The sequence below is a fragment of the Dokdonella soli genome (genome assembly GCF_039523175.1).
Taxonomy (GTDB): Bacteria; Pseudomonadota; Gammaproteobacteria; order Xanthomonadales; family Rhodanobacteraceae; genus Dokdonella_A; species Dokdonella_A soli.
The window spans coordinates 276,615-302,160 of sequence record NZ_BAAAEU010000004.1 but is presented as its reverse complement, the minus strand read 5'-3'; the positions used below and the strand labels follow the sequence as shown (position 1 = coordinate 302,160).

The window sequence follows — 25,546 nt, the reverse complement described above, 5'->3', positions numbered from 1 at the left end:
ATGACCCGACGTTTCCGCCTGCCTGCGGAGTGGGAAGCGCAGGCCGGGATCCTCATTGCCTGGCCGCACGCCGGTACCGACTGGGCGCCGCGTCTGGCGCAGGTCGAGACCGCCTATGTCGGGCTGGTCGGCGCGATCGCGCGCTTCGAGCCGGTGCTGGTCTGCGTGGCCGATGCCCTCGTGCGTGACCGCGCGGCGCAGCTGCTCGCCTCTGCCGGCGTCGACGCTGCGCGCCTCCGCTTCGTCGAGGTTGCCTACGACGACACCTGGCTGCGCGACTCCGGCCCGCTGACGCTGACCGACGGCGCCGACTTTCGTCTCGTCGATTTCCGCTTCACCGGCTGGGGCGGCAAGTTCGAGGGCGGCCGTGACGACCGCCTGATCGAAGCGCTGGTCGCGCGCGGCGTGTTCGGTTCGGCCGCGCATCGACGCATCGACTGGGCGCTCGAGGGCGGTGCGATCGAATCCGACGGCAAGGGCACGATCCTGACCACCTGGCGCTGCTTGCAGCAGCGCCATCCGCAGATGTCGCGCGAGGAGATGAGCGCGCTGCTGGAGACTTCATTCGACGCCGATCGCGTGCTTTGGCTCGACCGCGGCTACCTCGAAGGCGACGACACCGATGCGCACATCGACACCTTGGCGCGCTTTGCGCCGGACGATGCGATCGTGTTCCAGACCTGTGACGATCCGGCCGATCCGCATTACGACGAACTCGCGCGCATGCACGAGGAGATCGCGAGCCTGCGCACGGCGGACGGACGTCCGTATCGCCTGTGTCCGCTGCCGTGGGCGCGCGCGATCGTCGACGAGGGCCGTCGCCTTGCCTCGTCGTACGCGAACTACCTGATCGTCGATGGTGGGGTCGTGATGCCCGCCTATGGCGACACTGCCGATGCGCGCGCCGCGCAGGTGATTGCCGCTGCGCATCCGGGCCGCGAGGTCGTCATGGTCGATGCGCGCCCGCTGATCTGGCAGAACGGCAGCGTGCACTGCCTGACCATGCAGCTGCCGGCGGGGTCACTGGCTGCCTGAATCCCTCACTGCCGGGCGCCATCTCTGAAGACATCCGTTCGCCCTGAGGTATCGAAGGGCGAACCTCCGAGGGCTTGTGGCCTGCGGTTTCCGCAACCGCTCAGGGCCGTTGTCCATCACGCCGTAGCGCAGCCTGATCCCCGATCAGCGCCAGTCGATAGGTGCCGCGTCCGGCCTGCTTCGCCTCGTAGAGCATCGCATCGGCACGCGCGACAAGTTCCGTCGCGGTGAGCGGCGCGGCGCGACAGAGCGCGATGCCGATGCTCACGCCCACCGGTAGCGACACGCCTTCGCTGCGCAGCTCGAACTCCCGGTTCATCGCCGACACCAGCTTGGCGGCAATCGCCTCGACGTGCGGCACGTCGGGAACGCCTTCCATCACGATGCAGAACTCATCGCCGCCGAGCCGCGCGACCACGTCCGACGCGCGCACCTTCGCGGCAAGTTGCGTTGCGAACACGCGGATCAGCGCATCGCCGACCACGTGTCCGTGGGTGTCGTTGACCTGCTTGAAGCGGTCGATGTCGAGATAGAACAGGGCCAGCAGCGACCCCTGGTCGCGTGAACGCGCGATCGCATTCTCGAACCGCTCGTTGAAACCCGCGCGGTTCAGCAGACCGGTCAGGCTGTCGATGCGCGCGAGGCGGATCAGGCGATGCTCCTCGCGCTTCTTCGAGCTGACGTCCTGCATCATCGCGTGCACGCCGATCACGCTCACGCCATCGTCGGCCAGCTCCGGAATGAGCGTCGCCTCGACGCATCGGTAGTCGTCACCCTCCCCGCTTTCGTCTTCGAATACGACCCGCTCGCCGTTCAGCGCACGCTCTACGAACGGCGCGCGCTGCGCGTAGCGTTCCTCGCCGAGCACCTCGCGCAGGTGCCGGCCCGCGACTTCGTCGGCGCTGCCGCCATACGATCGTCGATAGGCTTCGTTTGCGAAGACGAAACGTTGCTGCATGTCGATGTAGGCGACCTTCACCGGCAGCGTATCGGCGATCGTGCGCAGGCGTTGCTCGCTGAGCTGGAGCGCCCGTTCGACGGCGCGCATCGCGGTAACGTCCTGCGCGTGAGCGATCACGCATGACGAGCCATCGGCGTCGGCGTAGACGCGATTGCGGTATTGCCAGACCAGGTCTGCGCCGTTGCGGTCCTGCACGCGCAGGTAGCCGGCGTCCTCGCCGTCGCGCACGATGCGCTGAAGATAGGCGTCGATCAGGTGGCGTCGTTCGGGTGCGGACAGATGGTGCAAAGGCGTGCCGAGGAGGTCGCCGACGCCGCGACCCACCGCTGCGGCCGCGGCCTGGTTGACCGCCAGCAGGATGCCGTCGAAGTTGTGTATGCAGATGAAGCCGGTGCTGTGCTCGAACAGGTCGCGGAACCGCCGCTCACTCGCTTCGAGCGCGCGTATGGCACGCCGTTCGATGGTCACATCGCGCGCCTGCGCGAGTCGCGCGTTGCGGCTCCACAGCGGCAGGTCCTGCACGAAGAGATCGGCTTCGATCTCGCTGCCGTTCTTCGTGCGATGGCGCCAGATGCCGTTCATCGCCTGGGGCGGTTCTCCCGCGCCGGCGCACTCGTCCAGCCGCCCCGCTTCGGCGGGTGAGTGGATCTCCAGGATCGACATCGAAAGAAAGTCCGCTTCGCTGAAACCATAGAAACGGATCGCGACCTGGTTCACCGCAAGAAACCGCAACGTCACCGCATCGAACACCCACGTCGGGCAGGGACTGAGATCGAGGGTCGTGCGCTGGATGAGCGCTCGCTCCCGCGTCGCGTGTCCAGGGGCGCCGCCAACGGTCGTCATGTGAAGTTCCGGGGTCATGCCATCTGCGCGTTCGGAGATGCGCCGTCTCTCGATAGGGGTGCGGTAGCGACATTGAATCGCCGTTGCGGTGGCGAGCCGATGCCGCTTCATGCGGCGGGCGAGCGCGCATTGTGCCGTCCGTCGTGGCGCCATTCCGGGACTCCGGCGTTAACGAAAGTCGAATGTGACCCACACCGCGTTTGACGATCCGCGCTACCATTCCCGGTTCGCTCCATAGCCTCACGACGACCCCATGCCCAGTAGCCCCCTCAAGGCCGCCCTGCTGCAGGAAACCGATCGCGGCAGCCGCGACGCGAATCTCGATGCGATCGAGGCTGGCCTGCGCGAGGCCGCCGCGGCGGGCGCGCAGCTGGTCCTCCTGCAGGAGCTGCACAACGGGCCGTATTTCTGCCAGCACGAGAATGTCGGCGAGTTCGACCGCGCCGAACCGATTCCCGGGCCGAGTACCGAGCGCCTCGGCAAGCTCGCCGAGGAACTGAAGCTGGTTGTCGTCGCCTCACTGTTCGAGCGCCGCGCAGCCGGGCTGTACCACAACACCGCGGTCGTGTTCGACCGCTCGGCGAGGATCGCCGGCACGTATCGCAAGATGCACATCCCGGACGATCCGGCGTTCTACGAAAAGTTCTATTTCACACCCGGCGACCTCGGCTTCGAGCCGATCCAGACCTCGGTCGGCAAGCTCGGCCTGCTGGTCTGCTGGGACCAGTGGTATCCCGAAGCCGCGCGCCTGATGGCGTTGGCCGGCGCGGATCTGCTGCTCTACCCGACTGCGATCGGCTGGGATCCGGCCGACGCGCAGGACGAGAAGGATCGCCAGCGCGACGCCTGGATCACCGTGCAGCGCGGCCACGCGGTCGCCAACGGGCTGCCCCTGCTCGCCTGCAACCGCACCGGCCTCGAAGCCGCGCCGGACGACGCGCGCGGCATCCAGTTCTGGGGTTCGAGCTTCGTCGCCGGCCCACAAGGCGAATTCCTCGCACAGGCCTCGACCGACAAGCGCCAACTGCTGCTGGCCGAGATCGACCTCGCGCGCAGCGAAAGCGTGCGCCGCATCTGGCCGTTCCTGCGCGATCGTCGTATCGACGCCTATGCCGATCTGACGAAGCGGTACCGCGATTGAATACGCAGGTTTCCGGCCTTCCGCCGATGTCCGATCCCTCCGCCAACGCCAACGCCACTGCAGCCGATGCGCTCACCGGGCAACCGGTCGCGCACGTGCGCCGTGGGGACGTCGAATACGTGCTGCTCGGTACCGCGCACGTTTCGCGGGTCAGCGCCGACGCGGTGCGCGCGATCCTCGAGCGCGAGCCGTTCGACGCGGTAGCGGTGGAGTTGTGCGAGCCACGCTTCCAGTCGATGCGAGATCCTGAAGCGTTCCGCAAACTCGACCTGTTCCAGGTGATCCGCCAGGGCAAGGTCGGACTGGTTGCCGCGAACCTCGCGCTGTCCGCATTCCAGCGCCGGCTTGCCGACCAGTTCGGCATCGAGCCCGGTGCCGAGATGAAGGCTGCGATCGACGGCGCCGACGCGCGCCGCCTTCCGGTCTGGCTGATCGACCGCGAGATCGGCGTGACCTTGAAGCGCGCCTACCGCAGCGTCGGTTTCCTGGATCGGCTCTCGATCATCGGCGGCCTCGGCGCCAGTGTGCTGACCCGCGAGGACGTCGGCGAGGACGAGATCGAGAAGCTCAAGCAGGGTGACCTGCTCGGCAGCATGTTCAACGAGTTCGCGCGCGAGTCGCCGCCGCTGTATGACGCGCTGATCGGCGAACGCGACCGCTACATGGCTGCGCGTCTGCGCGAGCAGGCGTCCGGCAGCAGCGCGAAGCGCGTGCTGGTGGTGATCGGCGCCGGCCATCTTGCCGGCATCGAACGCGAACTCGCGATGCAGAACGAGATGCCGGGACCACTGCTCGAAAAGCTGGCGACACCGCCGCCGCCATCGCGCTGGCCGAAGTGGATAGCCATCGGTGTTTTCGTGGTCATCGCCGCGGCGATCGGTTTCGCGTTCACGCGTGGCGTGCGCGCCGGCACCGACGCGCTGCTCGCCTGGACGCTGTTCACCGGCGGATTCGCCGCACTCGGCGCGATCGCGGCCGCAGCGCATCCGCTCAGCGTGATCGCCGCGTTCATCGCCGCGCCGCTGAAGCCGTTCCGGCCCGGCATTCCGGCCTCGGCGATCAGCGCCGGCGTCGAGGCTTGGCTGCGCCATCCGCGGGTCGCCGACTTCGACACCTTGCGCGATGACGTCGCGCACTGGAGCGGCTGGTGGAAGAACCGCATCGCCCGCACCCTGCTGAATTTCATGTTCGTCACGCTTGGCACGCTGGTCGGCGAATACGCGGCCGGCTTCCATATCATCAAGAACCTGCTCTGAAGAATCCCCACCGATGAAACTGCCTGGTTTTCTGAGCAAGCCGCGCTGGCTCTCGAAGGACGCCGCAACGCGCCGCAAGGCCGTCGTGCACGACACGGACGCCGAGCTGGTCGCCAACCTGGGCCGTCTCGCGCGCGAAGACGCCGACGCCGACGTGCGCATCGCGGCGATGAAGCGCCTCGCCGATCCCGGCATCGCGCAGGGTCTCGCCCACGACGATTCCGAAGCGAACGTGCGCGCGCAGGCGCGTGCGCTGTGGCTGGACCTGCTCACCGGCACGCATGCCTCGGCCCCGTCGCTCGTAGAGCGCGTGCGCCTGCTCAAGGCGCAGGACGACAACGAACTGATCGAACGCATCGCGCGCCACGCACGCGAGCCCGAATTGCGCCAGGCGGCACTGGATCGCGTCACGCGCCCTGCCCTGCTGCTCGAGCGCGCGATCGAGGATGCCGATGCCGGCATCCGTCTGGCCCTGGTCGAACGCATCGATGACGAAGCGCAGCTCGCACGCCTCGCCGAGCGCGCACGCAAGTCCGACAAACAGGTCAACCGGCGTGCGCGCGAGCGCATCGACGCGCTGCGTATCGCGCGCGGCGACGATGCCACGCTGGAACAGCGCGCGCGGCTGCTCTGCGAACAGCTCGAACAACTTGTGCGCGAACCGGCGCATGCCGATGCGGAAGCCGCAGTCACAGCACGCTGGCAGGAAATCGAGGCGGCTGTCGCGCCGCCGCTGCGCGCGCGCTATGAGGCGGCCCGTGCGCTGCTCGTCGTGAGCCGCACGGGGCCGGCCCCGAGGCCCGCGCCCGCCGTGGAATCTCCGCCGATCGATCCGGCTGGCGAGGAGCCGGCCGCCACGACGCCTGCCGCCGACGAGACCGACCACGCCGCGGAACCGGTCGCTGCGCATGCGGCTGCGACGGCCGACGCGGTGGTCGCGCCGCTGCTCGCACAGGCACGGTTTGCCGCTTCGCTCGACGAAGTGAATGCGGAGCAGCGCAAGAAGCGCGAACAGCAGCGCAGCTTGCTCGCCGAGCTCGAGGAAGCACTGCATGCGCTCGATGCGGCGATCGATTCCGGCACGAGCGTGGCCGCACATGCGGCGAAATCGCGCGCCGATGATCTGCGCCGACGCATCGAGGCGCCGCTGCCGCGCTCGCTCGCACAGCACCTCGCCGCGAGCGAGCACCGCCATGCCGAACTCAGCCAGTGGCAGCACTGGGCCGACGACCAGCGTCGCCGCCAGCTCTGCGACGAGATCGAAGCGCTGGTGACGTCGGGCCTGCATCCGGATGCGGTGGCTTCGCGCGTGCGCGATGCGCAAGCCGAATGGACGCGGCTGGATACGGTGGAAGGCCGCAATGCCGCACGGCCATCGCCACTGGCGCGCCGCTTCCACGCCGCCTGCCGTGCCGCGTTCGCGCCGACCCAGGAATATTTCAAGAAGCGTCAGGAACTCAGGCAATCGCATGCGCAACAGGTGAACGCGCTGCTCGAGCGCGCCGGCGCACTGGCCGACGACAGCACGGACTGGCCAGCGATCGCTGCACTGCGCCGCGATACCGCCGACGCGCTGCGTGGGCTGGACCGTGTCGAACCCCGCGAACGCAAGGCGCTCGCGCAGCGCCTCAAAACGAGTCTCGCCGCTCTGGATGCGCGTGTCGCGCGCCGCGACGAGGACGTCGAACGCGCCAAAGCCGCGCTGATCGCGGAAGCCGAGGCGCTCGGTCAGGGCACGCCGCAGCGTGGTGCGGTCGCTGCCGCGCGCGAGTTGCAGCAACGCTGGCAACAGGCCGGAAACGGCCGCCGCGCCCGCGACCAGGCGCAATGGAAGGCATTCCGTGCCGCGATCGACGCAGTGTTCGGACGACTCGACGCCGAGCGCGCCGAACGCTCCGCACGTGACGCGGATGCGCGTGCGCAGGCCGAGGCGTTGTGCGCGGAACTCGAAGCGCTCGCTGTCACCGAGACACCCGATCGCAGCGCGGCAGCACGGCTGCAGGCCGCGTGGGATGCATTGCGCGTACGCGACGAGCATCTCGCACGGCGCTTCGACGCAGCGCAGGCCAGCCTGCGCGACGCGGCGCAGCGTCGCGAACGCTCGCTGCGGCATGCGCGCTTCGATGCATGGCAGGCTCGTTACCGACTGTGCCGCGCGGCCGAGATGTCGACGACTCCGGTGGATGCGCTGCTCGAACAATGGCAACACGCGCCCGCAGGTGAGATCGCCGTGGATGTCCTGGCCGCACGTTTCGCCGCTGCGACGGCTGGGAGTGCGCAGGCGGACACTGAACCGCATGACGACGAGGCATTCCGCGACGTGCTGGTCGAGCTGGAACTGCTCGCCGGCATCGAGTCGCCGGACGAAGACCGCGAGCGGCGGCGTACGCGGCAAATCGGTCGCCTGTCGGCGCGGATGAGCGGCACGACGATGCCGAATCCGGCGCAGGAAGTCGCGACCCTGCTGACCCGCTGGAGCGAGCTTGGTCCGACCACGGACGCCGCCCTGGACGGGCGCGTCGAACGGGCGCTCGCCGCGGTTCTGGAAACGCTGCCCTGATGCGCTACACGCCGTGATGCTGCAGTGCGTGAACCATGACTGCTGACGGCGTGCTAGATAGCGGTCTGGTGAACGCACAGGCAGAGCATCGATGGGAGACGGTATGAGCGCAGTCGCGCCCGCCGAAGTCACGCACGCGGGCGACGCCGATGCGCGCTACACGACGGCAGATATTCCGCCCAACGTGCTGGTGCACCTGACCGAACTCGCGGTCGCGCGCGGCATCGCCTGCGACAGCTGGTTCGCCGGACTCGGCCTCGGCGTCGCGCAGCTCACCGACCCGACGCTGCGCGTGTCCTACCGGCAGGCCAGCATCGTGATTCGCCGTGCGCTGCGCGCGCTCGACGAACCGGCGCTCGGCCTGCATGTCGGCTGCAACGAGACAGTCGGCAGTTTCGGGCTGCTCGGACTCGCGATGATGACCTCGCGTACGTTCGGTGACGCGATGCGCGTCGGCATCGAGCACCATCGTGTCTGTGGCAGCCTGCTTGACGTGAGTTTCGAGGCAATCGACGCACGCGAAGTCGCACTGGTTGCGTGGCCGCGTTTCCGTGATCCCGACCTGCTGCCGTTCCTGTGCGAGGAGCTGTTCGCGAGTTCGCTCGCGGTCGCGCGCGGGCTGGTCGGGCCGCCGTTCGGCGTGTTGCGCCTGGAGCTGACCTATTCGGCGCCGGCGCACCGACGCGACTACGCCGCGTTCTTCGACTGTGAACTCCGCTTCGGTGCGGACCACAACCGCGCGGTGATCGATGCGCGCTGGCTCGAGCACCGACTCGCCAGCCACAACCCGCTGACCGCGACCCAGGCACTGCTGCTGTGTCGGCAACAACTCGCCAGCGGTGGCGCGCACGGCGACGAGATCGTCGCCTCGGTCGCGCACCTCCTGCGCAACCGCCTGCGCGAACATCCGCGCCTGCCGGACGTGGCGCGCACGCTGAACCTCAGCGAGCGTTCCCTGCGCCGACGTCTCGCCGACCGCGGCTGCGTGTTCCGCGAGATCCACGACCGCGTGCGCGCGGAGCGTGCGCTCGATCTGCTCCAGGGCGGCCTGCTCAGCGTGGCCGAGATCGGTTGCGAACTCGGCTTCAGCGACCCGCGCGAGTTCCGGCGCGCATTCAAGCGCTGGACCGGGATGCCGCCGCAGGCGGCGCGTCAGGCGGTTGCCTGACGGGCCAGGGATGCCGCCGGTTGGCCGATTAGCCCCCCGTCGACGGAAATTCCTCCCCTCCCGCGATACGCCGACATGCCCGAGAGTGCGGACGCAGCGCCAGAGCGCCCCAACGGGCGCCGCCAGCAGCGCCAGTCCAGGGAGCCTTCGCCATGCGCGTTTCTTGTGCCACCGTCGTCATTGCCGCGGCGCTCGCCGGTTGCGGCGGAAATGCTCCACCCCCGCAGAGCAGTGCGGACGAATCCTTCCAGAGTCGGTTGCAGCAACAGCTGCTCGATGCGAAGCCGGGCAGCGTGATCGAAATCCCGGCCGGCCGCTACACGCTGAACCGCGGGCTCAGCCTGCGCACCAACGGCGTCACGATCCGCGGCGCCGGCATGGACAAGAGCGTGCTCTCGTTCAAAGGCCAGGTGGTCGGTCCGGAAGGACTGCTGGTCAACGCAAGCGACTTCACGATCGAGAACCTCGCGCTCGAGGACAGCAAGGGCGATGCGCTGAAGATCAACGAGGGCGACAACATCACGATCCGCGGCGTACGCGTCGAATGGACCGATGGCCCGAAGACCACGAATGGCGCCTACGGCCTGTACCCGGTGAAGACGCGCAACGTGCTGATCGAGGATTCGGTGGTGATCGGCGCATCCGACGCGGGCATCTACGTCGGCCAGTCGAAGAACATCGTGGTCCGGCGCAACCGCGCCGAGCGCAACGTCGCCGGCATCGAGATCGAGAACTCGATCGACGCCGACGTGTACGAGAACACCGCGACCGAAAACACCGGCGGCATCCTGGTGTTCAACATGCCGAACCTGTCACAGGCGGGCCGCAACTCGCGCGTGTTCAAGAACAAGGTGCACGACAACAACACCGGCAACTTCGCGGCGAAGGGAGCCGCGGTCGCGAGCGTCCCGGCCGGATCCGGCGTCATCGTCAACTCCAATGACCGCGTGGAGATCTTCGACAACGACATCGCCGACCATCACACCGCGAACGTGATCGTCTCGAGTTATTTCTCGACGAATTACTACAACAAGACCGGCGTCGACCCGGCCTACAACCCGTACCCGAAAGGCATCTTCATCTACGACAACCGCTTCAAGGGCGGTGGCGATGCGCCGGACGGCATGGATCTGAAACTGCTGAAGAGCGCGGTGTACGGGATCAACGGGCATTTCCCGGATGTGGTCTGGGATGGCTACGTCGACACCAAGTCGCTGGTCGACGGGCTGCCGCCCGCAACGGACCGCATCTGCGTGCAGAACGGGGATGTCGGCGTGCTGAACGCGGACGGCCCGGGCGGCTACAAGAATCCGAGCACCGACACCAGGCCGTACCAGTGCGCGCTGTCGAAGTTGCCGCCGGTCACTCTTGCGGGCAAGGCCTAGCGTGCAGATCCGGAACATCGCGGTGCGCGCACTGTCACTGCTCGCCGCCCTCGCCCTTGTCGCCTGCCAGCGTACCCTCCCGCCGGTGCTGTTCCATGCGGAAGGCAGGCCGCAGCACCTGGGCGAATGGCATGTGCTGGAGGTGGCCGGCAAGCGGCTCGTGCTGAACGACCGCGTCGTGCCCTACGACCTCAACACGCCGCTGTTCACCGACTACGCGCACAAGCTGCGCACGATCTGGATGCCAGCGGGCGTCTCCGCGACCTACTCCGCCACCGAGGCATTCGACTTTCCGGTCGGCACGATCATCAGCAAGACCTTCTACTACCCTCTGCCAGACCAGGGCGCGCGCGGAGGCGCCGCGGTCGCACGCACCTACGATGTCTCGCGGGATTTCGGCACGTCCGGCATCGACCTCGATCATGTGCGCCTGGTCGAGACTCGCCTGCTGGTGCGGCGTGCGGAAGGCTGGACCGCGTTTCCCTACGTGTGGAATGCCGCGCAGACCGACGCCGTGCTGGCGCGCACCGGTGACGTGATTCCTCTCGAGCTGGTTTCCGACGATGGCGCCCGGGACGCGTTCAACTATGTGGTGCCCGACGAGAGCCAGTGTGCGAGCTGCCATGCGCGTGACTGGGTCACCCGCGCGATCGGCCCGATCGGGCCGAAGGCGCGGCATCTGAACCGCGATTTCCGTTATGCCGACGGCAACGAAAACCAGCTCGCGCACCTCGCTCGCGTCGGCTACCTGAGCGGCGCGCCGGCGGCGGCCGACGCGCCACGCAATGTGAACTGGATGGACACGACGCAGTCGCTGGATTCGCGCGCGCGTGCCTATCTCGACGTGAATTGCGGCCATTGCCACAACCCGAAGGGTGCGGCGAATACCACGGCACTGACGCTGGACATCAGCGGAGCCGCCGACCGCCATCTCGGCGTCTGCAAGCCGCCGGTTGCGGCCGGCCGCGGCACCGGTGACCACTTCTTCGACATCGTGCCCGGCAAGCCCGCTGACTCGATCCTGCCCTACCGCATGGGTTCCTCGGAACCCGGCGTGATGATGCCCGAGCTCGGCCGCAGCACCGTGCACCGCGAGGGCGTCGAGTTGATCCGCGCGTGGATTGCCGCGCAGCAAGGGGATTGCAACAACGCCGGATAAGCGCGACTGCGTGCGATTCAGGCGCATACCAGAAACCACCCGTGAGCCAGCCTCGCTCATAGGCCGAACGAAGGGGAAATCGATGATCATTCGCAAACGTCCGCTGGTTGCCTGCCTTCGCTATGCGCTGTTGCAGGGTGCGGCCGCTTCATCGCTCTGCTGCGGCAGTGCGCTGGCCACGGACGCGGCGGAATCCGCGGCGCAGGCAGGAACCGGCGTTGACCAGGCGGCCGACCCGACCGATACCGCGAGCGCGCAGCAGCTCGGCAACATCACGGTCACGGCGCAGAGTCGCACCCAGGAAGTGCAGGACGTGCCGATTCCGATGCAGATCGTCACCGCGAAGCAGGTCGAATCGCTGGCCGCGACCGACCTGTCGAAGATGAATGGCTATATCCCTGGCCTCGTCGTCAGCGGCGAACAGCCGACGCAACCGGGCTATACGTTGCGCGGCATCAGCATCAGCGACTTCGGCATCGGCACCGATTCGCCGATCGGCATCTACGAGGATGATGTCTACACCGGCAAGACCGGCGGCGCGCTGCTGATGTTCAACGACATGCAGCGCATCGAGGTGCTGAAAGGCCCGCAGGGCACGCTGTTCGGCCGCAACAGCGCGGGCGGCGCGATCTCCGTCGTCACCAACGAACCGGGCAACACCTGGCAGGAGCAGGCGCTGGTGCGCGTCGGCAACTACGGCACGAACTACCTCGACGCCTTGTTGAATGCGCCGATCAACCAGGACATGGCGTTCCGCCTCAGCTTTGTCGACAACCGGAGCGATGGCTGGCTGCGCGACTCCGCGACCGGCCAGCAGTACGACAAGAACAACGATTGGGGCTTCCGCGCGCAATTCCGCTGGAACGCGCCCGGCGACACCACGGTGCGCGTGGCCTGGGAGCACGAGAAGCTGAACCAACCCGCGCGGCCCGCGATCGGCATCGTTCCGCTGCCGCCGGCTCCGGGGACGCCGACGTTTCCGCCCGATCCGGCGACTTACCTCGATCCGTTCAAGGCTCCCGTGCTCAACGATGTGGTCGACGGCAGGGAAACGCGCAAATTCGATGGCGTCACGCTGCGCGTCGAGCATCCGTTCGCATTCGGCGACCTGACGTCGATCACCGCGTACCGGCACTTCACGACGTTGAACCGCGAGGACAACGACGGCACGAATCGCCGCAATCTGTACTTCGACGACGCGAATATCGAGCAGAACACCAGCTGGTCGCAGGAATTCAAGCTGTCGGGCAAGAACGCTCTCGTCGACTGGGTCGCGGGCGCCAGCTACTACTACGACAACGCGCATCAGGAAAGCCAGCTGAACCTGCTCACCGACAGCATCGATACGGTGATCAAGAACCTGTCGCCGACGCCGGTGTCGCCGGATGGAACGCTGTACAGCTATCTCACCAGTCAAGGCGCGCCAGGCCTGCTCGGCGATCCCTGGCGGGAGAGCATGTTCAACCACAACATCTCGAAAGCGTATGCGGCGTACGGTGACGTGATCTGGCACCTGACCGACAAGTTGAACCTGACCACCGGCATCCGGTTCACCCGCGACGACCGCGAGTTCAGCTGGTACAACCCAGTGCGCACCGCGACCGAGCTCGATGCCGCACTGGCCGAGCTGCTGGCGCTCGGCTACATCACGCCCGATCAGGCCCAGGTCCTGAAGTCCCCTCTCGCGCAGCCCGGCACCAACGGCAATATCGAGTTTGGCACGCCGGCCTCGACCGCCAAGCCGCTGGTGGTCAGCAACAGCTGGAGCGATACCAGCCCGCGCGTCGTGCTCGACTACAAGCTGACGCCGGACGTGATGCTCTACGGTTCGGTGACCAAGGGCTACGAGGCGGGCGGCTACAACTTCGCATTGCCGGGCTCGCACTACGAGCCGGAAACGGTGCGGAACTACGAGGCCGGCATCAAGAGCTACTTTCCCGACTACCACCTGCTGCTGAACGCGTCGATCTACTACTACAAGTACTCGAACCTGCAGTCGCTGTCGCTGGTGTCCAACGGCAACGGCAACCTGCCCCTGTACCTGGTCACCGTCAGCGACCAGGAGGCGAAAGGACTCGAAGCCGAAGCGCACTGGCAGGCAACCGACAGCCTGCGCCTGAACTTCGCCGGCGCCTACATCGACGCAAGCTACAAGCACTACGTCGCATCGGACGGCAAGGACCTGTCCGGCCAGCCGACTGGCGAACCGCTGTTCTCCGCCACGGCCGGCATGGACTACCTCTGGCATGACGTGTTCAACGGGGATCTCGACTTCGTCCTGCAGCATGCCTATCGCGGCAAGACGCGCTGCAACACCGATTCGCGTGTGCAGGGCGGTTGCCTGGTCACGCCCGCTTTCGCAGTCGGCGAGGCGCAGAATCGCACTGATCTGCGCCTGGGCTGGTCGTCGTCGGGCGTGCCATGGAGCGTCGCCGTGTTCGTCAACAATGTCTTCGACAAGCGCTACGTGACGGGCGTGAACAACATCACCGCGACCGTGCTCGGTACGCCGTTCGCCAACATCACGCCACCCCGGATGTGGGGTGTGGAACTGGGCGTAAAATTCTGACGTGACGAACGAACCGCTGTCCGAACTGCTGGCAAGGATGCGCGCCGCGCAGACGCGCGACGCATCGCCGGATCTGGCGACGCGCGTGCAGCGCCTGCGCGCGCTCGAGGCGCTGATCCGCGACAACCGGGATGCGATCGCCTCTGCGATCGCATCCGACTTCGGCCGGCGCCCCGCCGAGGAGACCGACCTTTACGAGGCCTTTCCGAGCCTCTCTGGAATCCGTCACGCGCTCAGTCACCTGCGGCACTGGATGCGCCCGCGCCGGCGCTGGGCCGGATTCTGGTTCCTGCCCGCGCGCACCGAGATCCTGTCACAGCCACTCGGCGTGGTCGGCATCATCGTGCCGTGGAACTACCCGCTGTATCTCGCGGCCGGGCCACTCACCGACGCACTCGCGGCCGGCAATCGCGTGCTGGTGAAGATGAGCGAACTCACGCCACGCTTCTCGGCGTTGTTCGCCGAACTCGTCGAAACGTATTTCCCGGGCGGCGAAGTCGCGGTCGTCAACGGCGATGCCGAGGTCGCGCGCGCGTTCGCGGCGCTGCCGTTCGACCACCTGCTGTTCACCGGCTCCACCGTGGTCGGTCGCGAGGTCATGCGCGCGGCCGCGGCGAACCTGACACCGGTCACGCTCGAGCTTGGCGGCAAGTCGCCGGCGATCATCGGGCCGAATGCGCGCTTCGAACACGCGGTCGAACGCATCGCGCTCGGCAAGCTGGTCAATGCCGGCCAGACCTGCATCGCGCCCGACTACGTGCTGCTGCCTCGCGCGCGCGTGTCCGAATTCGTGGAGACGTCGCGGGCGATGATCGCGAAGCTGTATCCGCAACCCGCATCGAACCCGCAGTATGCGAGCATCGCGACGGATCGCCACTACACGCGCCTCGTCTCGTTGCGTGACGCAGCGGTCGCGGCCGGTGCGACCGCACACACGTTCGGCGACACGGACGCGGATATCGCGGCTCGCGTGTTCGCGCCGACCCTGCTCACCGGCGTCGACGACGGCATGGCGGTGATGCAGCAGGAGATCTTCGGGCCGCTGCTGCCGCTGGTTCCGTATGATTCGCTGGACGAAGCGCTCGCCTACATCGCCGTGCATCCGCACCCGCTCGCGCTGTACGTGTTCGACGAGAATCGCGCCACGATCGACACGGTGCTCGCGCGCACGCAGGCCGGCGGTGTCACCGTGAACGACACGATCCTGCACATCGCGCAGCACAACCTGCCGTTCGGCGGTGTTGGCGCGTCCGGCATGGGCGCCTACCACGGTGAGGACGGCTTCCGCACGTTCTCGCGCATGAAACCGGTGTTCCACCAGGCGCGCTGGAACGCGGTGGGGTTGCTGAATCCGCCGTATCGCGACACCTTCCGACGCATGTTGAAGATCCTGATCGGGCGCTAGACCGGCGTCGCTCCCGTTGCAGCTTGACCGGTCCGCACCCGCCCGGCTCGCGCATCCGCGATCACGCGTCGCATCCACAGCCGTGCATCGTCGAGCAGCGAGTAGATGCACGGCAGCGCGAGCAGGGTCACGATCGTCGAGAACGTGAGTCCGCCGGCGATCGCGCGTGCCATCGGTGAATACGGCGGGCCGTCGCTCCAGGCCTCGGCGCCGCCGATCGCGAGAGGCAGCATGCCGAGGATCGCGGTTGCCATGGTCATCAGCACCGGGCGCAAGCGTTCCTTCGCACCGAGAATGAGCGCCTCGCTGCGCAGATGCCCTTCATGGCGCAGCTGGTTGATGTGCACGATCATCACGATGCCGTTGTTCACGACGACGCCCATCAGGATCAGGATGCCGATCGCCGCCATGATCGAGAACGTGGTGCCGGAGAGCCAGAACAGCCAGAACACGCCGAATACCGAGAACACGAAGGTCATCAGGATCGCCGCGGGGAACAGCAGCGACTCGAACATCGCGCACATCACGACATAGACCAGGATCAGAGCAACGCCCGTGTTGAACAGCATCTGCTGGCCGGCCTGATCGTCGCGGTCGAAACCCTCGCCGAAACTCCAGCGGTAACCCGGCGGCAGCGCGACCGCGTTCATCGCGGCGGTGATCTCCTTGCGCGCTTCAGGCATGGTCTTGCCTTCGCCGAGGTTCGCGGTGATCTTGAGTGCGGTCATGCGGTCGACGCGCTGGATCGCCGACGGCGTTTCACGCGTATCCGTACGCAGCATCGACAGCAGCGGAATCTGCGTGTTGTCCGGCGCGCGCAGCTTGAAATCGGACAAGCCGGCGATGCTCTGCGTATCGGCGCCCTGAAAGCGCAGCCAGACCGGCAACGTGCGGTCGTCCGCGTGGAAATCCTTGAGCGGCATTCCGCGCAGCGCAATCTGGATGTAGTTGGCGACGCTCTGCGCGTCAAAACCGTATCGTTTCGCGCGCACGCGATCGACGCGCGTCGCGACCTCGCGGTCGCCGTTGCCCTTTTCGGTGCGCACGTCGCGCAGGCTCGGAAGGCTTGACAGCATGGTCAACACGCTGGGCGAAAGCTCCCGGAGCTGGTCCATTGAATCGCCGATCAGCGAGATGTCGACGCCGCCACTGAGATTGCCGTTGCCGCTGTTGTCGAAGCCGACCTTGCCGACCGCAAGCGTGGGCAGTTCCTTGCGGATTTCCTCCTGGATGTCGCTGGCCTTGCGCTTGGCCTGGTCCGCGTCGGTCAGCAGGATGCGCGTCACCGCCTGGCCTTGCTCGGCATACCAGGTGTAGACCGACTTGATCTCGAAACGCTGGCGGTTGTCGTCGAGGAACTTCTCGATCCGCATGACCGCGGGCTTCAGATCCTGCAGCCGGTAATTCGCGTTCAACTGGTAGGACAGACGCAGTTGGCGCGACTCGCCGGAATTGAACATGTCCGTCTTGGTCTGCGTGATCGGCACGATGCTCGCCAGCATCAACAGGAAGACGGCGAGCACGGTCAGACGCCGGTGGCGCAGCGTCCAGTCGACTATGCGGCCATAACGATCGCGCAGGCGCGTGATCACGGTCACGCGGCCGAGGAACTTCGGCGGCGGCAGCTTCGAGGCCAGCATCGGCACCAGGCTGACCGCGACCAGCCACGAGGCGAGATGCGCGATCGACATCGCGATCGCGACCTGGGCGAGGAAGATCGAGATGTTGTTCGCCTCGCCGAAGATGTTCGGCAGGAACACGACGACGCTGGACAGGGTTCCCGCGGCGATCGCGATGCCGACGACCTGGGTGCCCTGCACTGCGCAATACCACGGTTTGTCCGGCTGCTTCTCGCGATACTGGTAGATGCTCTCGACGACGACGACCGCGTTGTCCACGAGCATGCCGACCGCGAGCAGCAGACCCATCATCGACAGCACGTTGAGGCTGATGCCGAAGAAGTACATGCAGCCAAGCGTCATCACGAAGCAGATCGGGATCGCCAGCGAGACCATCAGGGTCGAGGGCCAATCACGCAGGAAGAAGAACAGCACGAGAACCGACAACAGCGTACCTTCGAGGCCGGCCTTGCCGAGCTGGCTCAACGAGCCGGTCACGTTGTCGGCCTGGTTCTCCATCGCGTAGACCTGGATCCCATGCAGCTCCGGCGAGGCCTGGATGCGCTTGACCTCGGCCATCACGGCAGTGCCGACATCGACGAGATTCGCATTGCGCTCACGCAGAATGTCGACGCCAACGGCCGGCTTGCCGTCGAGACGGCGCGCGAAATCCACGCGCGCAGGCCGCAGAGTTATCGTGGCGATATCGCCGAGCTTCAGGCCGTTCGCATCGAGCGGAACCGCGCGTATGTCGTCGAGGCTGGTCCATTGTCCCTGCGGCTGCACGCGGAAGCGTGCTCCGGCTGCGCTGATCTGGCCCGCCGAGATCGCGAAATTCGCACTCGAGAGCTTCTGGTACAGATCATTGAGGTTGATGTTGTGCGCCGTGAGCCGATCCGAGGACAGCTCGATCTGCACTTCGGGTTTGCCGATGCCGGAAATGTCGACATTCGCCACCCCCGCGATACGCTCCAGCGGGCGCTTGATCTCGCGCTCGATCAACTCGTACGCGTTGGAAAGATCGGCGCCGTTGGAGGCGATACGCAATTGCAGCACCGGCTCGTCCGAAGTCGAGAACTTCTTGACGAAATAGCGCTGCAGGTCCGATGGCAGATCCGCCCGGATCGCGTCAATCTTCTCGCGCGCCTGCACCGCCTTGATCGCGACGCTCTCGCCCCACTTGAACTCGATGAAGATCTGCGCGGACTCGGCGTCCGACGTCGAATTCATGCGCTTGATACCGGGCAGCGTCGCCAGCGCCTCCTCGACCGGGCGCGTGATCGTGCGCTCGATCTCGGTCGGGCTGGAGCCCGGATACGGGATCTGCACGAACAGGAATGGCGCGTCGATGCTCGGGAATTGTTCGAGCGGCAACCGAAACGCCGCGATCAGGCCGATCACGACCATCGACACGAAGAACATGATCGCGGTGACCGGGCGTTTCAGGCTGAGCTCGGCGAGTGTCATGCCAGCTCTCCCTCAGGACCGCTGTTGTGAGAAGTGCGGCCATGGACGGCCGCTTCTTGACCTTCGCGATCAGGGACGAGCGCAGAAGCGCCTGTCGCCTTGGCGCGATGACGTTCGGCGCGCGCGAGATACCAGGCATCGCCACGGCGATCGAGCAGGTCGTAGACGACCGGAATCACGACCAGGGTCAGCAGCGTCGACACGGCGAGGCCGCCAATCACGGTCAGCGCCATCGGTGCGCGCACCTCGGCGCCATCGCCCCAGCCGAGCGCGAGCGGTGCGAAGCCGATCAGCGTGCACAACGTCGTCATCACGATCGGGCGCAGGCGCGACTCCGCGCCCTGCGCGAGCGCCTCGCGCTTCGGCACGCCGGCCTCACGCAGCTGGTTCACGCGATCGATCAGCACGATCGCGTTCTTGACCACGATGCCGACCAGCATGATCAGACCGATGAACACAACCACCGAGATCGCCGAGCCGCTGAGCTTCAGCGCGAGCACCGCGCCGACCGCCGCGAGCGGGATCGAGAACATGATCACGAACGGATGCAGCAACGATTCGAACTGCGACGCCATCACCAGGTAGACCAGGAAGATCGCGAGACCGAGCGCGAACAGCAGCGATTTCACCGACGAATCCAGTTCCTCGCTCTGGCCGCCGATGCGCACCTTGACGCCGGCCGCGAGCGGATGCGCCGCGACGATGTCATTGACTTCGGCGACCGCGCTGGCGAGATCGCCGTAGCGCAGGTTCGACGAAACGATTGCGACACGTTCCTGGCTGATGCGATGGATCTCGCTCGGCCCTTCGGTCGACAACACATCGGCGACTGCGGCAAGGCGGATCGGCGTGTCGGCGCTCGATTGCGCCTTGTCGTTGAGTGTCGTCGAGCTTCCTTTCGAGGCGGATGTCGCGCCGGCAGTCGAGCTGGCGTTGCCGTTGCCCGATGTCGAAGCGCCCTTTGCCGCGACATAGCCGACGACGAGATTCCTGATGTCCTCGACGCTGCCGCGATCCGACGCGCGCGAGCGCACCAGCACGTCGATCTTGCGATCGCGGAAGTCGTAGCGGGTGGCGACCTCGCCCTTGACCTTGCGCACGACGCGGTCGGCGATATCGCGTGTGGTAAGTCCGAGCGCGGCGGCTCGATCCTGGTCGAAGCGGATCTGGATTTCCGGGTAGCCGCCCTCGACCGTCGATTTCACATCGGCGAAGCGCGGCGATGCCTTCATGAGCTCGGAAAGGCGCTGGCCGCCCTTGGCGAGCGCGTCCAGATCGTAACCACGGATCTCGACCTCGAGCGGAGCCGAGAAACTGAACAGCTGCGGCCGCGCGAACTTCACGCTGCCGTCGGCGCGCGTGAGCCCGCCGCGCAGCCGCTCGATCTCGGCCGCCTCGATCGCCTTGCTGCCGCCGTCCTTGAGCGCGATCGACAGACGCGCGATGTTCTCGCCGGATTCGGTCGGATTCGCATCGAGCCGCGTGCCCGCGCCGGCAACGCCATAGATCGAGGCGACGCCGGGATCCTTCGCGTGCGCCGCGGAAATCTTTCCGACCAGCTTGTCGGTTTCCACGAGCGGCGTGCCTGGCGGCAAGGTCACGGTCATGTCGAATCGGCCCTGCGCGAGCTGCGGGATCAGGTCGAGACCGAGCGACGGCACCAGCGCGAGGGTGCTGGCCAGCGCGGCGGCGGCAAAACCGAGTACACGCCACGGATGCTCGAACGCCTTCGGTAGCGAGCGGTGGTAGAACGCGGCTGCGCGGTCATAGGGGGCTGTCACGCCGCGACCGAGGAAGCGCAGCACGCGACCCAGCACCGTTCCGAACAGGCGCGAGCAGACTGCAATCAGCCATGCGAATGCGCGCGGCAGCAGCTGGAACACGAACCCGCTGACCGCGCGTGCGCCAATCGTGACACTGCGCAGGATGCGGTTCTTCGGCAAAGGCCGCGGCTCACGCGTGGGTTCTTCGCGATACGCGAGCGGCGAGCGGCCTTTCAGCGACGCCAGCATCGGAATCAGCGTCATCGCGACGACCAACGAGACCAGCATCGCGAACGTGATCGTCAGGGCCTGGTCACGGAACAGTTGGCCGGCAACGCCCTGCACGAAGACCAGCGGAAAGAACACCGCGACCGTGGTCAGTGTCGACGCCGTCACCGCCATGCCGACCTCGGCGGTGCCGCGCACGGCGGATTCGAGGATGGAAGCGCCCTTGCCGCGCAGCCGCGCGATGTTCTCGAGCACGACGATCGAATCGTCGACGACCATGCCGGTCGCGAGCGCCAGGCCGCCGAGCGACATCACGTTCAGCGACAGATGCAGCTGACCCATGAAGAAGAAGGTCGCGATCAACGAAACCGGCAGCGACAACGAGATGATGAACGTGCTCCACGCATCACCCAGGAAGAAGAAGATGATCAGGATCGCGAGCATGCCGCCGATCAACGCGTCTTTCTTCACGTCGGAGAGAGCGCTCTGGATGAAGACCGACTGGTCCTCGATCGTGGTCAGGCTTGCGCCTGTCGGCAGCATTTCCTTGAGCTTGTCGAGTTGTGCCTTGACCGCATTCGCGACGTTCACGGTGTTGCCGTCGCCTTCCTTGTAGATCGCGAGCTCGATCGCCTCGCGACCGTCGATGCGCACGATGCCCTCGCGCTCCTTGAAGCCCTGGCGCACCTCGGCGATGTCCTTGAGGCGGATCGGCACGTTGCCGTCGACCTTGATCAGCAGCTCGCGCATCTCATCCAGCGTCTTGAACTGGTTGATCGTGCGCACGAGGAAGCGCTGGCTGCCCTCGTCGATGCGGCCGCCGGATGCGTTGACGTTCTCGTTCTTGAGGCGCGTGATGACATCGTTGATGTCGATGCCGAGCCGCGCCAGTTTCTGCTGGTCGATCGAGACGTCGATCTCGTCCTCGAGGCCGCCACCGACCTTGACCGCGGCGACGCCGGCGACCGGTTCCAGACGTTTCTTGAGATCGTCGTCGGCGAACCGGCGCAGCTGCTTGAGCTGCGCTTCGCCGGCTTCCTTGTCGCCGGCGGTGCTGAGGCCGAGCCGGAGGATCGGATCGGTCGACGGATTGAAGCGCAGCAGCAGCGGCTTCTTCGCTTCCAGCGGCAGCTGCACGGTATCGAGCTTGTCGCGCACCTCGAGGCTGGCCATGTCCATGTCGGTGCCCCAGGTGAACTCGAGCACGACATCGGATTGGCTGGTGCGCGACACCGAATGCACCTTGCGCACGTTCTTCACCACACCGACCGCTTCCTCGACCGGCTGGCTGATCAGGTTCTCGATCTCGAGCGGCGCGGCGCCTTCATAGTCGGTGCGCACGGTCAGCGTCGGATAGGAAAGGTCCGGCAGCAGGTTGACCTTGAGCCCGGCGAGTCCGATCAGGCCGAACAGCACCAGCGTCACCGTCAGCATGCCGACGGTGACGCGCCGGCGCGTGGCCAGCTCGGGCAGGTTCACGGCTTCTTCTCCGTGTTCACCGCTGCCACTGCGGTCGGCGTGCTGTCGATCACTTGCACTTCGGTGCCGTCACGCACCGCGTTGCGGCCGATCGTGATCACGCGCTCGCCGTCCTGCAGGCCTTCACGAACCTCGATGCGGTCGCCTTCGGCATAACCGGTCTTGACGAAACGACGCTTGGCGACGAAGGACGGCGCCGCCGGCTTGGCGGTCTCGGCCGCCACGGCCTCGCCGGGCTTGCCCTTGGCGGCATTCGGCGCTGCAGGTTTTGCCGGCGCGGGCTCGATGGTGAACACCGAGCTCTCGCCATCCTCCTCGACGATCGCCGCGCGCGGCACCACCAGCGCATCATGGCGCTGGTCGTAGGCGACCTCGACGCGGCCGAACATGCCCGGCTTCAGCGTCTGTGTCGTGTCGCGGAATTCGCAGGTCGCGCGGAACGTGCCGCTGGCCGCGTCGACGACCGGTGCGATGCGTGCAATGGTGCCCTCGAAGGTCTTGCCGCGCAGCGCATCCACGTTCATGCGCACCGGCTGGCCGGCCTTGAGCGTGTCGAGGTCGCGCTCGGGCACGTTGAGCACTGCCTGCAGCGGGTCCATGTCGACGATCTCGAACAGCGTCGCATTGGTCTGCACGAGATTGCCCAGCTTGATCGAGCGCTTCGCAATGACGCCGGAGATCGGCGCTACGATGCGTGTATAGGAGAGATCGAGCTGCGAGCCCGCGACGACCGCGCGCTGGGTTTCCAGATCGTACTTGTCGCTGTCGTACTGGTTGCGCGGCGTGATCTTCAGCGCAAAGCCCTTCTCGGCTTTGTCGAACGCGGCCTCCGCCTTCTTCAAGGTGGCGGTCGCCTGGGCGAGCTTGTTACGGGCGACGTCGTCATCCAGCAGTGCGAGCACCTGGCCCTTCTGCACGTGCATGCCTTCCTCGACCATCAGCTTGAGCACGATGCCGGTGGTCTTCGCCACGACCTGGGCGTCGCCAACTGCTTCAAGGGTTGCCGTGCCCGAATAGTTCGCGGTGACCGACTGATGCTTGGCCGCGGCGACTTCGACCGGAATCGATGCATGCGCGGCCGCATTGGTGTCCTTGGGGGACCCGCCCCCGCCGCTGCAGGCGACCAGCAGGCTCAGTACCGAGAACAGCATGGAATGACGGACGTGGCGCAGCGCCCGGGGAAACGAGTTCTGAACGGGATTCGGTGACATGGTAGTCGGCCTGAGGAAGACGATCTCGGTGTTATACTAAACTACATCACTACGCATGTGCAATAGCCCATCGATATTTGCAATGACGCTGGTCGACAGGTCGGCCCCGGGTTCGGGGGGCATGGATCGGGTATGGCTTCGCTGACGCGCGGTCGAATCGTGATCGCGCTCGCGTGAAATTACGTGAGCCGGTAGTCACGCTGGCTGCGGCTTCGGATGCATGCTCGATCGAAAAGGTTGCAGCAGCCTGTCCCGTTGTCGAATCTGCGCAACAGCGCAGACTTCGACCGGCGTGATTGCGCCGCTTCGCGGCAGCAGCGTCGCCGCAGGGTGGACCGAAAGCGCGAACGACACGCTATACTTCCGGGGATATCCGTTCGACAAGTCCAATCATCGCCGCCCCGGAATAGAAAATGACCCGAGCGCCTCTGCTTGCTGTTGCCTTGCTGATCACCGCCCTGCCCTGCGCCGCCGCCGAAAAAGGCGATGCAGCGGCCGGCAAAACCCTGGTCTACACCTGTGGCGGTTGCCACGGCATCACCGGGTGGAAGAACGCGTATCCGAATTATCACGTGCCGAAGATCGGCGGCCAGAACTACGACTATCTGGTCAGTGCGCTGACCGAATACAAGAAAGGCGAACGCGCCCATCCGACGATGCGTGCGCAGGGCGAGAGTCTGTCCGACAAGGACATCCGCGACATCGCCACCTACCTTTCCGGCCTCGCGCCGTGACGCGCACCAGCCGCCCCGACCAGGACAGTCCCAAGATGAAGCGTTTCCTCGCATCGTTGTTGATCACGACGCTCGCCGTTTCCGCCGGCTCCGCCTTCGCCAAGGGCGACATCGAGGCCGGCAAGGCCAAGGCCGTCGTCTGCCAGGCCTGCCACGGCGCCGACGGCAATGCCGGTACCGACCCGCAGTACCCGCGCCTCGCCGGCCAGTACCACGACTACCTCGCACGCGCGTTGCACGAGTACAAGACCGGCGGCCGCACGAATCCGATCATGGCCGGTTTCGTGGCCACGCTGTCGGATCAGGACATCGAGAACGTCGCCACCTATTTCGCAAGCCTGCCGGAGAGCAAGCTTGTCGATCTGCACGGGCACATGCAGGGCGATTGACGTCTTGCCTTGGCGCGCGGCGGAACCGCCGCGGCCACCTCAGGCTTTCGCCTGCTGCTTGTAGTACGGATTGCTGCCGGTCTGGTGATCGGTGGCATCCGCGACGCCGCTCACTTCCGGCACGCGCGCCTTCAGCGTGCGCTCAACGCCACCGCGCAAGGTCGCGTCGACCATGCCGCAACCGTGGCAGCCGCCACCGAACTGCAGCACGACGACACCCTCGGCGGTGACCTCGCGCAGGGCGACGCGCCCGCCGTGCGAGGCGAGCTGCGGATTGATCTCGGACTCGATCACATAGCGCACGCGCTCGACCACACTGGCATCCTCTCCGGGTACGCGACCGCGTAGCGCCGGTGCGCGGATCGTCAACTCGCCGCCGGTTGCCGAGCGCGCATAGTCGACGGTCGCGCCGTCGAGGAACGGCACGCTGTCCGCGTCGACGTACAGCGAGAAGCCTTCGCACTCGACTTCCCACTCGCTGCCATCCCGGTCCGATGGCTCGCAGAACTCGAGCTGGCAATCACCCTTCGGTGTGCCCGCATCGACGGCGACGACGCGAATGCCCAGCCCGGGCAATGCCTGTTGCTCGATGAGCTTGCGGAAGTGTTCTTGCGCATTGGCGGAAAGCGAAATCATGAAAAGGGCTCTGCCTTGTTGAAGAATGCGGCCCGGATGGCCGCTTTTCTCCGGACATGGATGTCCGTCATCAATACCGTACCAGTTTAGTCCTGAATCGCTTCCACGTCATCCGGAACTATACTTTGCGCAAGCCGCCAGCTGCGGCACCCCAACGAGAGTCCCGTCATGACCGACACGAACATCGAATCGCTGCGCGCGCAGCACTGCGTGCCGCGCAAGGGCAAGGAGGCGGGCCTTTCACATGCCGAGGTCCACGCCTATCTGGCCAATCTGCCGGGCTGGAATCTCACTGCGGACAGCAGCGAAATCCGCAAGGAATTCCGCTTCGCCGACTACTTCCACACAATGGCCTTCGTCAACGCGACGGCCTCGATCGCGCATCGCGAGGATCATCATCCCGATCTCGAAGTCGGCTACAACCGCTGTGTCGTGCGCTATTCGACGCATGACGTCGGTGGTCTGTCACTCAACGATTTCATTTGCGCCGCGAAGATCGAGGATCTGCGCGTCGGTGCCTGAATGCGGTCCGCAAGAC

At 66.2% G+C, this 25,546-nt stretch carries 17 protein-coding genes; 12 read left to right on the top strand and 5 right to left on the bottom strand.

Annotation, left to right across the window (positions count from 1 at the left end; all coding sequences use genetic code 11):
* Complete coding sequence (locus ABD002_RS04875; protein WP_343787740.1) at positions 1 to 1,035, top strand: agmatine deiminase family protein; 1,035 nt, start codon at positions 1 to 3, stop codon at positions 1,033 to 1,035.
* A 100-nt stretch (positions 1,036 to 1,135) separates the two neighbouring features.
* Here the strand turns inward: ABD002_RS04875 and ABD002_RS04870 are convergent, their stop codons facing one another.
* On the bottom strand, positions 1,136 to 2,839 hold the full coding sequence (locus ABD002_RS04870; protein ID WP_343787738.1) for a sensor domain-containing protein: 1,704 nt from the start codon (positions 2,837 to 2,839) through the stop codon (positions 1,136 to 1,138).
* A 253-nt stretch (positions 2,840 to 3,092) separates the two neighbouring features.
* Here ABD002_RS04870 and ABD002_RS04865 point away from each other — a divergent pair, with 253 nt between their 5' ends.
* The 8 genes from ABD002_RS04865 (at position 3,093) to ABD002_RS04830 (ending at position 15,482) form a co-directional block, all read left to right on the top strand.
* The gene (locus tag ABD002_RS04865; protein WP_343787736.1) at positions 3,093 to 3,980 is read left to right on the top strand and encodes a carbon-nitrogen hydrolase; all 888 of its coding nucleotides are present in this window, start codon (positions 3,093 to 3,095) and stop codon (positions 3,978 to 3,980) included.
* A 26-nt stretch (positions 3,981 to 4,006) separates the two neighbouring features.
* Positions 4,007 to 5,236: a TraB/GumN family protein gene (locus ABD002_RS04860; RefSeq protein ID WP_343787734.1), complete on the top strand. Its 1,230-nt coding sequence runs from the start codon at positions 4,007 to 4,009 to the stop codon at positions 5,234 to 5,236.
* Between the two features lie 13 nt (positions 5,237 to 5,249).
* Positions 5,250 to 7,796, top strand: coding sequence for a DUF349 domain-containing protein (locus tag ABD002_RS04855; RefSeq protein WP_343787732.1), 2,547 nt, complete (start codon positions 5,250 to 5,252; stop codon positions 7,794 to 7,796).
* A gap of 103 nt (positions 7,797 to 7,899) precedes the next feature.
* The gene (locus ABD002_RS04850) at positions 7,900 to 8,964 is read left to right on the top strand and encodes an AraC family transcriptional regulator (protein ID WP_343787730.1); all 1,065 of its coding nucleotides are present in this window, start codon (positions 7,900 to 7,902) and stop codon (positions 8,962 to 8,964) included.
* A gap of 152 nt (positions 8,965 to 9,116) precedes the next feature.
* Positions 9,117 to 10,349, top strand: coding sequence for a parallel beta-helix domain-containing protein (locus ABD002_RS04845; protein WP_343787728.1), 1,233 nt, complete (start codon positions 9,117 to 9,119; stop codon positions 10,347 to 10,349).
* A 22-nt stretch (positions 10,350 to 10,371) separates the two neighbouring features.
* A complete protein-coding gene (locus ABD002_RS04840) occupies positions 10,372 to 11,508 on the top strand; it encodes an SO2930 family diheme c-type cytochrome (RefSeq protein WP_343787726.1) in 1,137 nt (378 codons plus the stop codon).
* Positions 11,509 to 11,590: 82 nt separating this feature from the next.
* Positions 11,591 to 14,077, top strand: a complete 2,487-nt coding sequence (locus tag ABD002_RS04835; protein WP_343787725.1) for a TonB-dependent receptor — start codon at positions 11,591 to 11,593, stop codon at positions 14,075 to 14,077.
* Between the two features lies 1 nt (position 14,078).
* Positions 14,079 to 15,482 (top strand): coniferyl aldehyde dehydrogenase, encoded by a 1,404-nt coding sequence (locus ABD002_RS04830; RefSeq protein WP_343787724.1) that lies wholly within the window; start codon positions 14,079 to 14,081, stop codon positions 15,480 to 15,482.
* On the opposite strand, the gene ABD002_RS04825 is transcribed toward ABD002_RS04830, so the two are convergent.
* Genes ABD002_RS04825 through ABD002_RS04815 form a run of 3 tightly spaced genes read right to left on the bottom strand, consistent with a single transcriptional unit; the run spans position 15,479 to position 23,189 of the window.
* The gene (locus ABD002_RS04825; protein WP_343787720.1) at positions 15,479 to 18,568 is read right to left on the bottom strand and encodes an efflux RND transporter permease subunit; all 3,090 of its coding nucleotides are present in this window, start codon (positions 18,566 to 18,568) and stop codon (positions 15,479 to 15,481) included. The genes ABD002_RS04830 and ABD002_RS04825 overlap by 4 nt on opposite strands.
* Positions 18,565 to 21,993: an efflux RND transporter permease subunit gene (locus tag ABD002_RS04820; RefSeq protein ID WP_379988975.1), complete on the bottom strand. Its 3,429-nt coding sequence runs from the start codon at positions 21,991 to 21,993 to the stop codon at positions 18,565 to 18,567. The genes ABD002_RS04825 and ABD002_RS04820 overlap by 4 nt, the downstream gene beginning before the upstream one ends.
* Positions 21,994 to 22,034: 41 nt before the next feature.
* A complete protein-coding gene (locus ABD002_RS04815; protein WP_343787716.1) occupies positions 22,035 to 23,189 on the bottom strand; it encodes an efflux RND transporter periplasmic adaptor subunit in 1,155 nt (384 codons plus the stop codon).
* A 473-nt stretch (positions 23,190 to 23,662) separates the two neighbouring features.
* Here ABD002_RS04815 and ABD002_RS04810 point away from each other — a divergent pair, with 473 nt between their 5' ends.
* Together ABD002_RS04810 and ABD002_RS04805 are read left to right on the top strand one after the other, a co-directional pair.
* Entirely contained in the window at positions 23,663 to 23,983 is a 321-nt protein-coding gene (locus ABD002_RS04810) for a c-type cytochrome (protein ID WP_343787714.1), read from the top strand.
* 35 nt (positions 23,984 to 24,018) lie between these two features.
* A complete protein-coding gene (locus ABD002_RS04805; protein WP_343787712.1) occupies positions 24,019 to 24,372 on the top strand; it encodes a c-type cytochrome in 354 nt (117 codons plus the stop codon).
* Between the two features lie 39 nt (positions 24,373 to 24,411).
* Here the strand turns inward: ABD002_RS04805 and ABD002_RS04800 are convergent, their stop codons facing one another.
* Positions 24,412 to 25,008 (bottom strand): NfuA family Fe-S biogenesis protein, encoded by a 597-nt coding sequence (locus ABD002_RS04800; protein WP_343787710.1) that lies wholly within the window; start codon positions 25,006 to 25,008, stop codon positions 24,412 to 24,414.
* 168 nt (positions 25,009 to 25,176) lie between these two features.
* On the opposite strand from ABD002_RS04800, the gene ABD002_RS04795 reads away from it, so the two are divergent.
* Positions 25,177 to 25,530: a 4a-hydroxytetrahydrobiopterin dehydratase gene (locus ABD002_RS04795; RefSeq protein ID WP_343787708.1), complete on the top strand. Its 354-nt coding sequence runs from the start codon at positions 25,177 to 25,179 to the stop codon at positions 25,528 to 25,530.
* Positions 25,531 to 25,546: the final 16 nt, after the last annotated feature.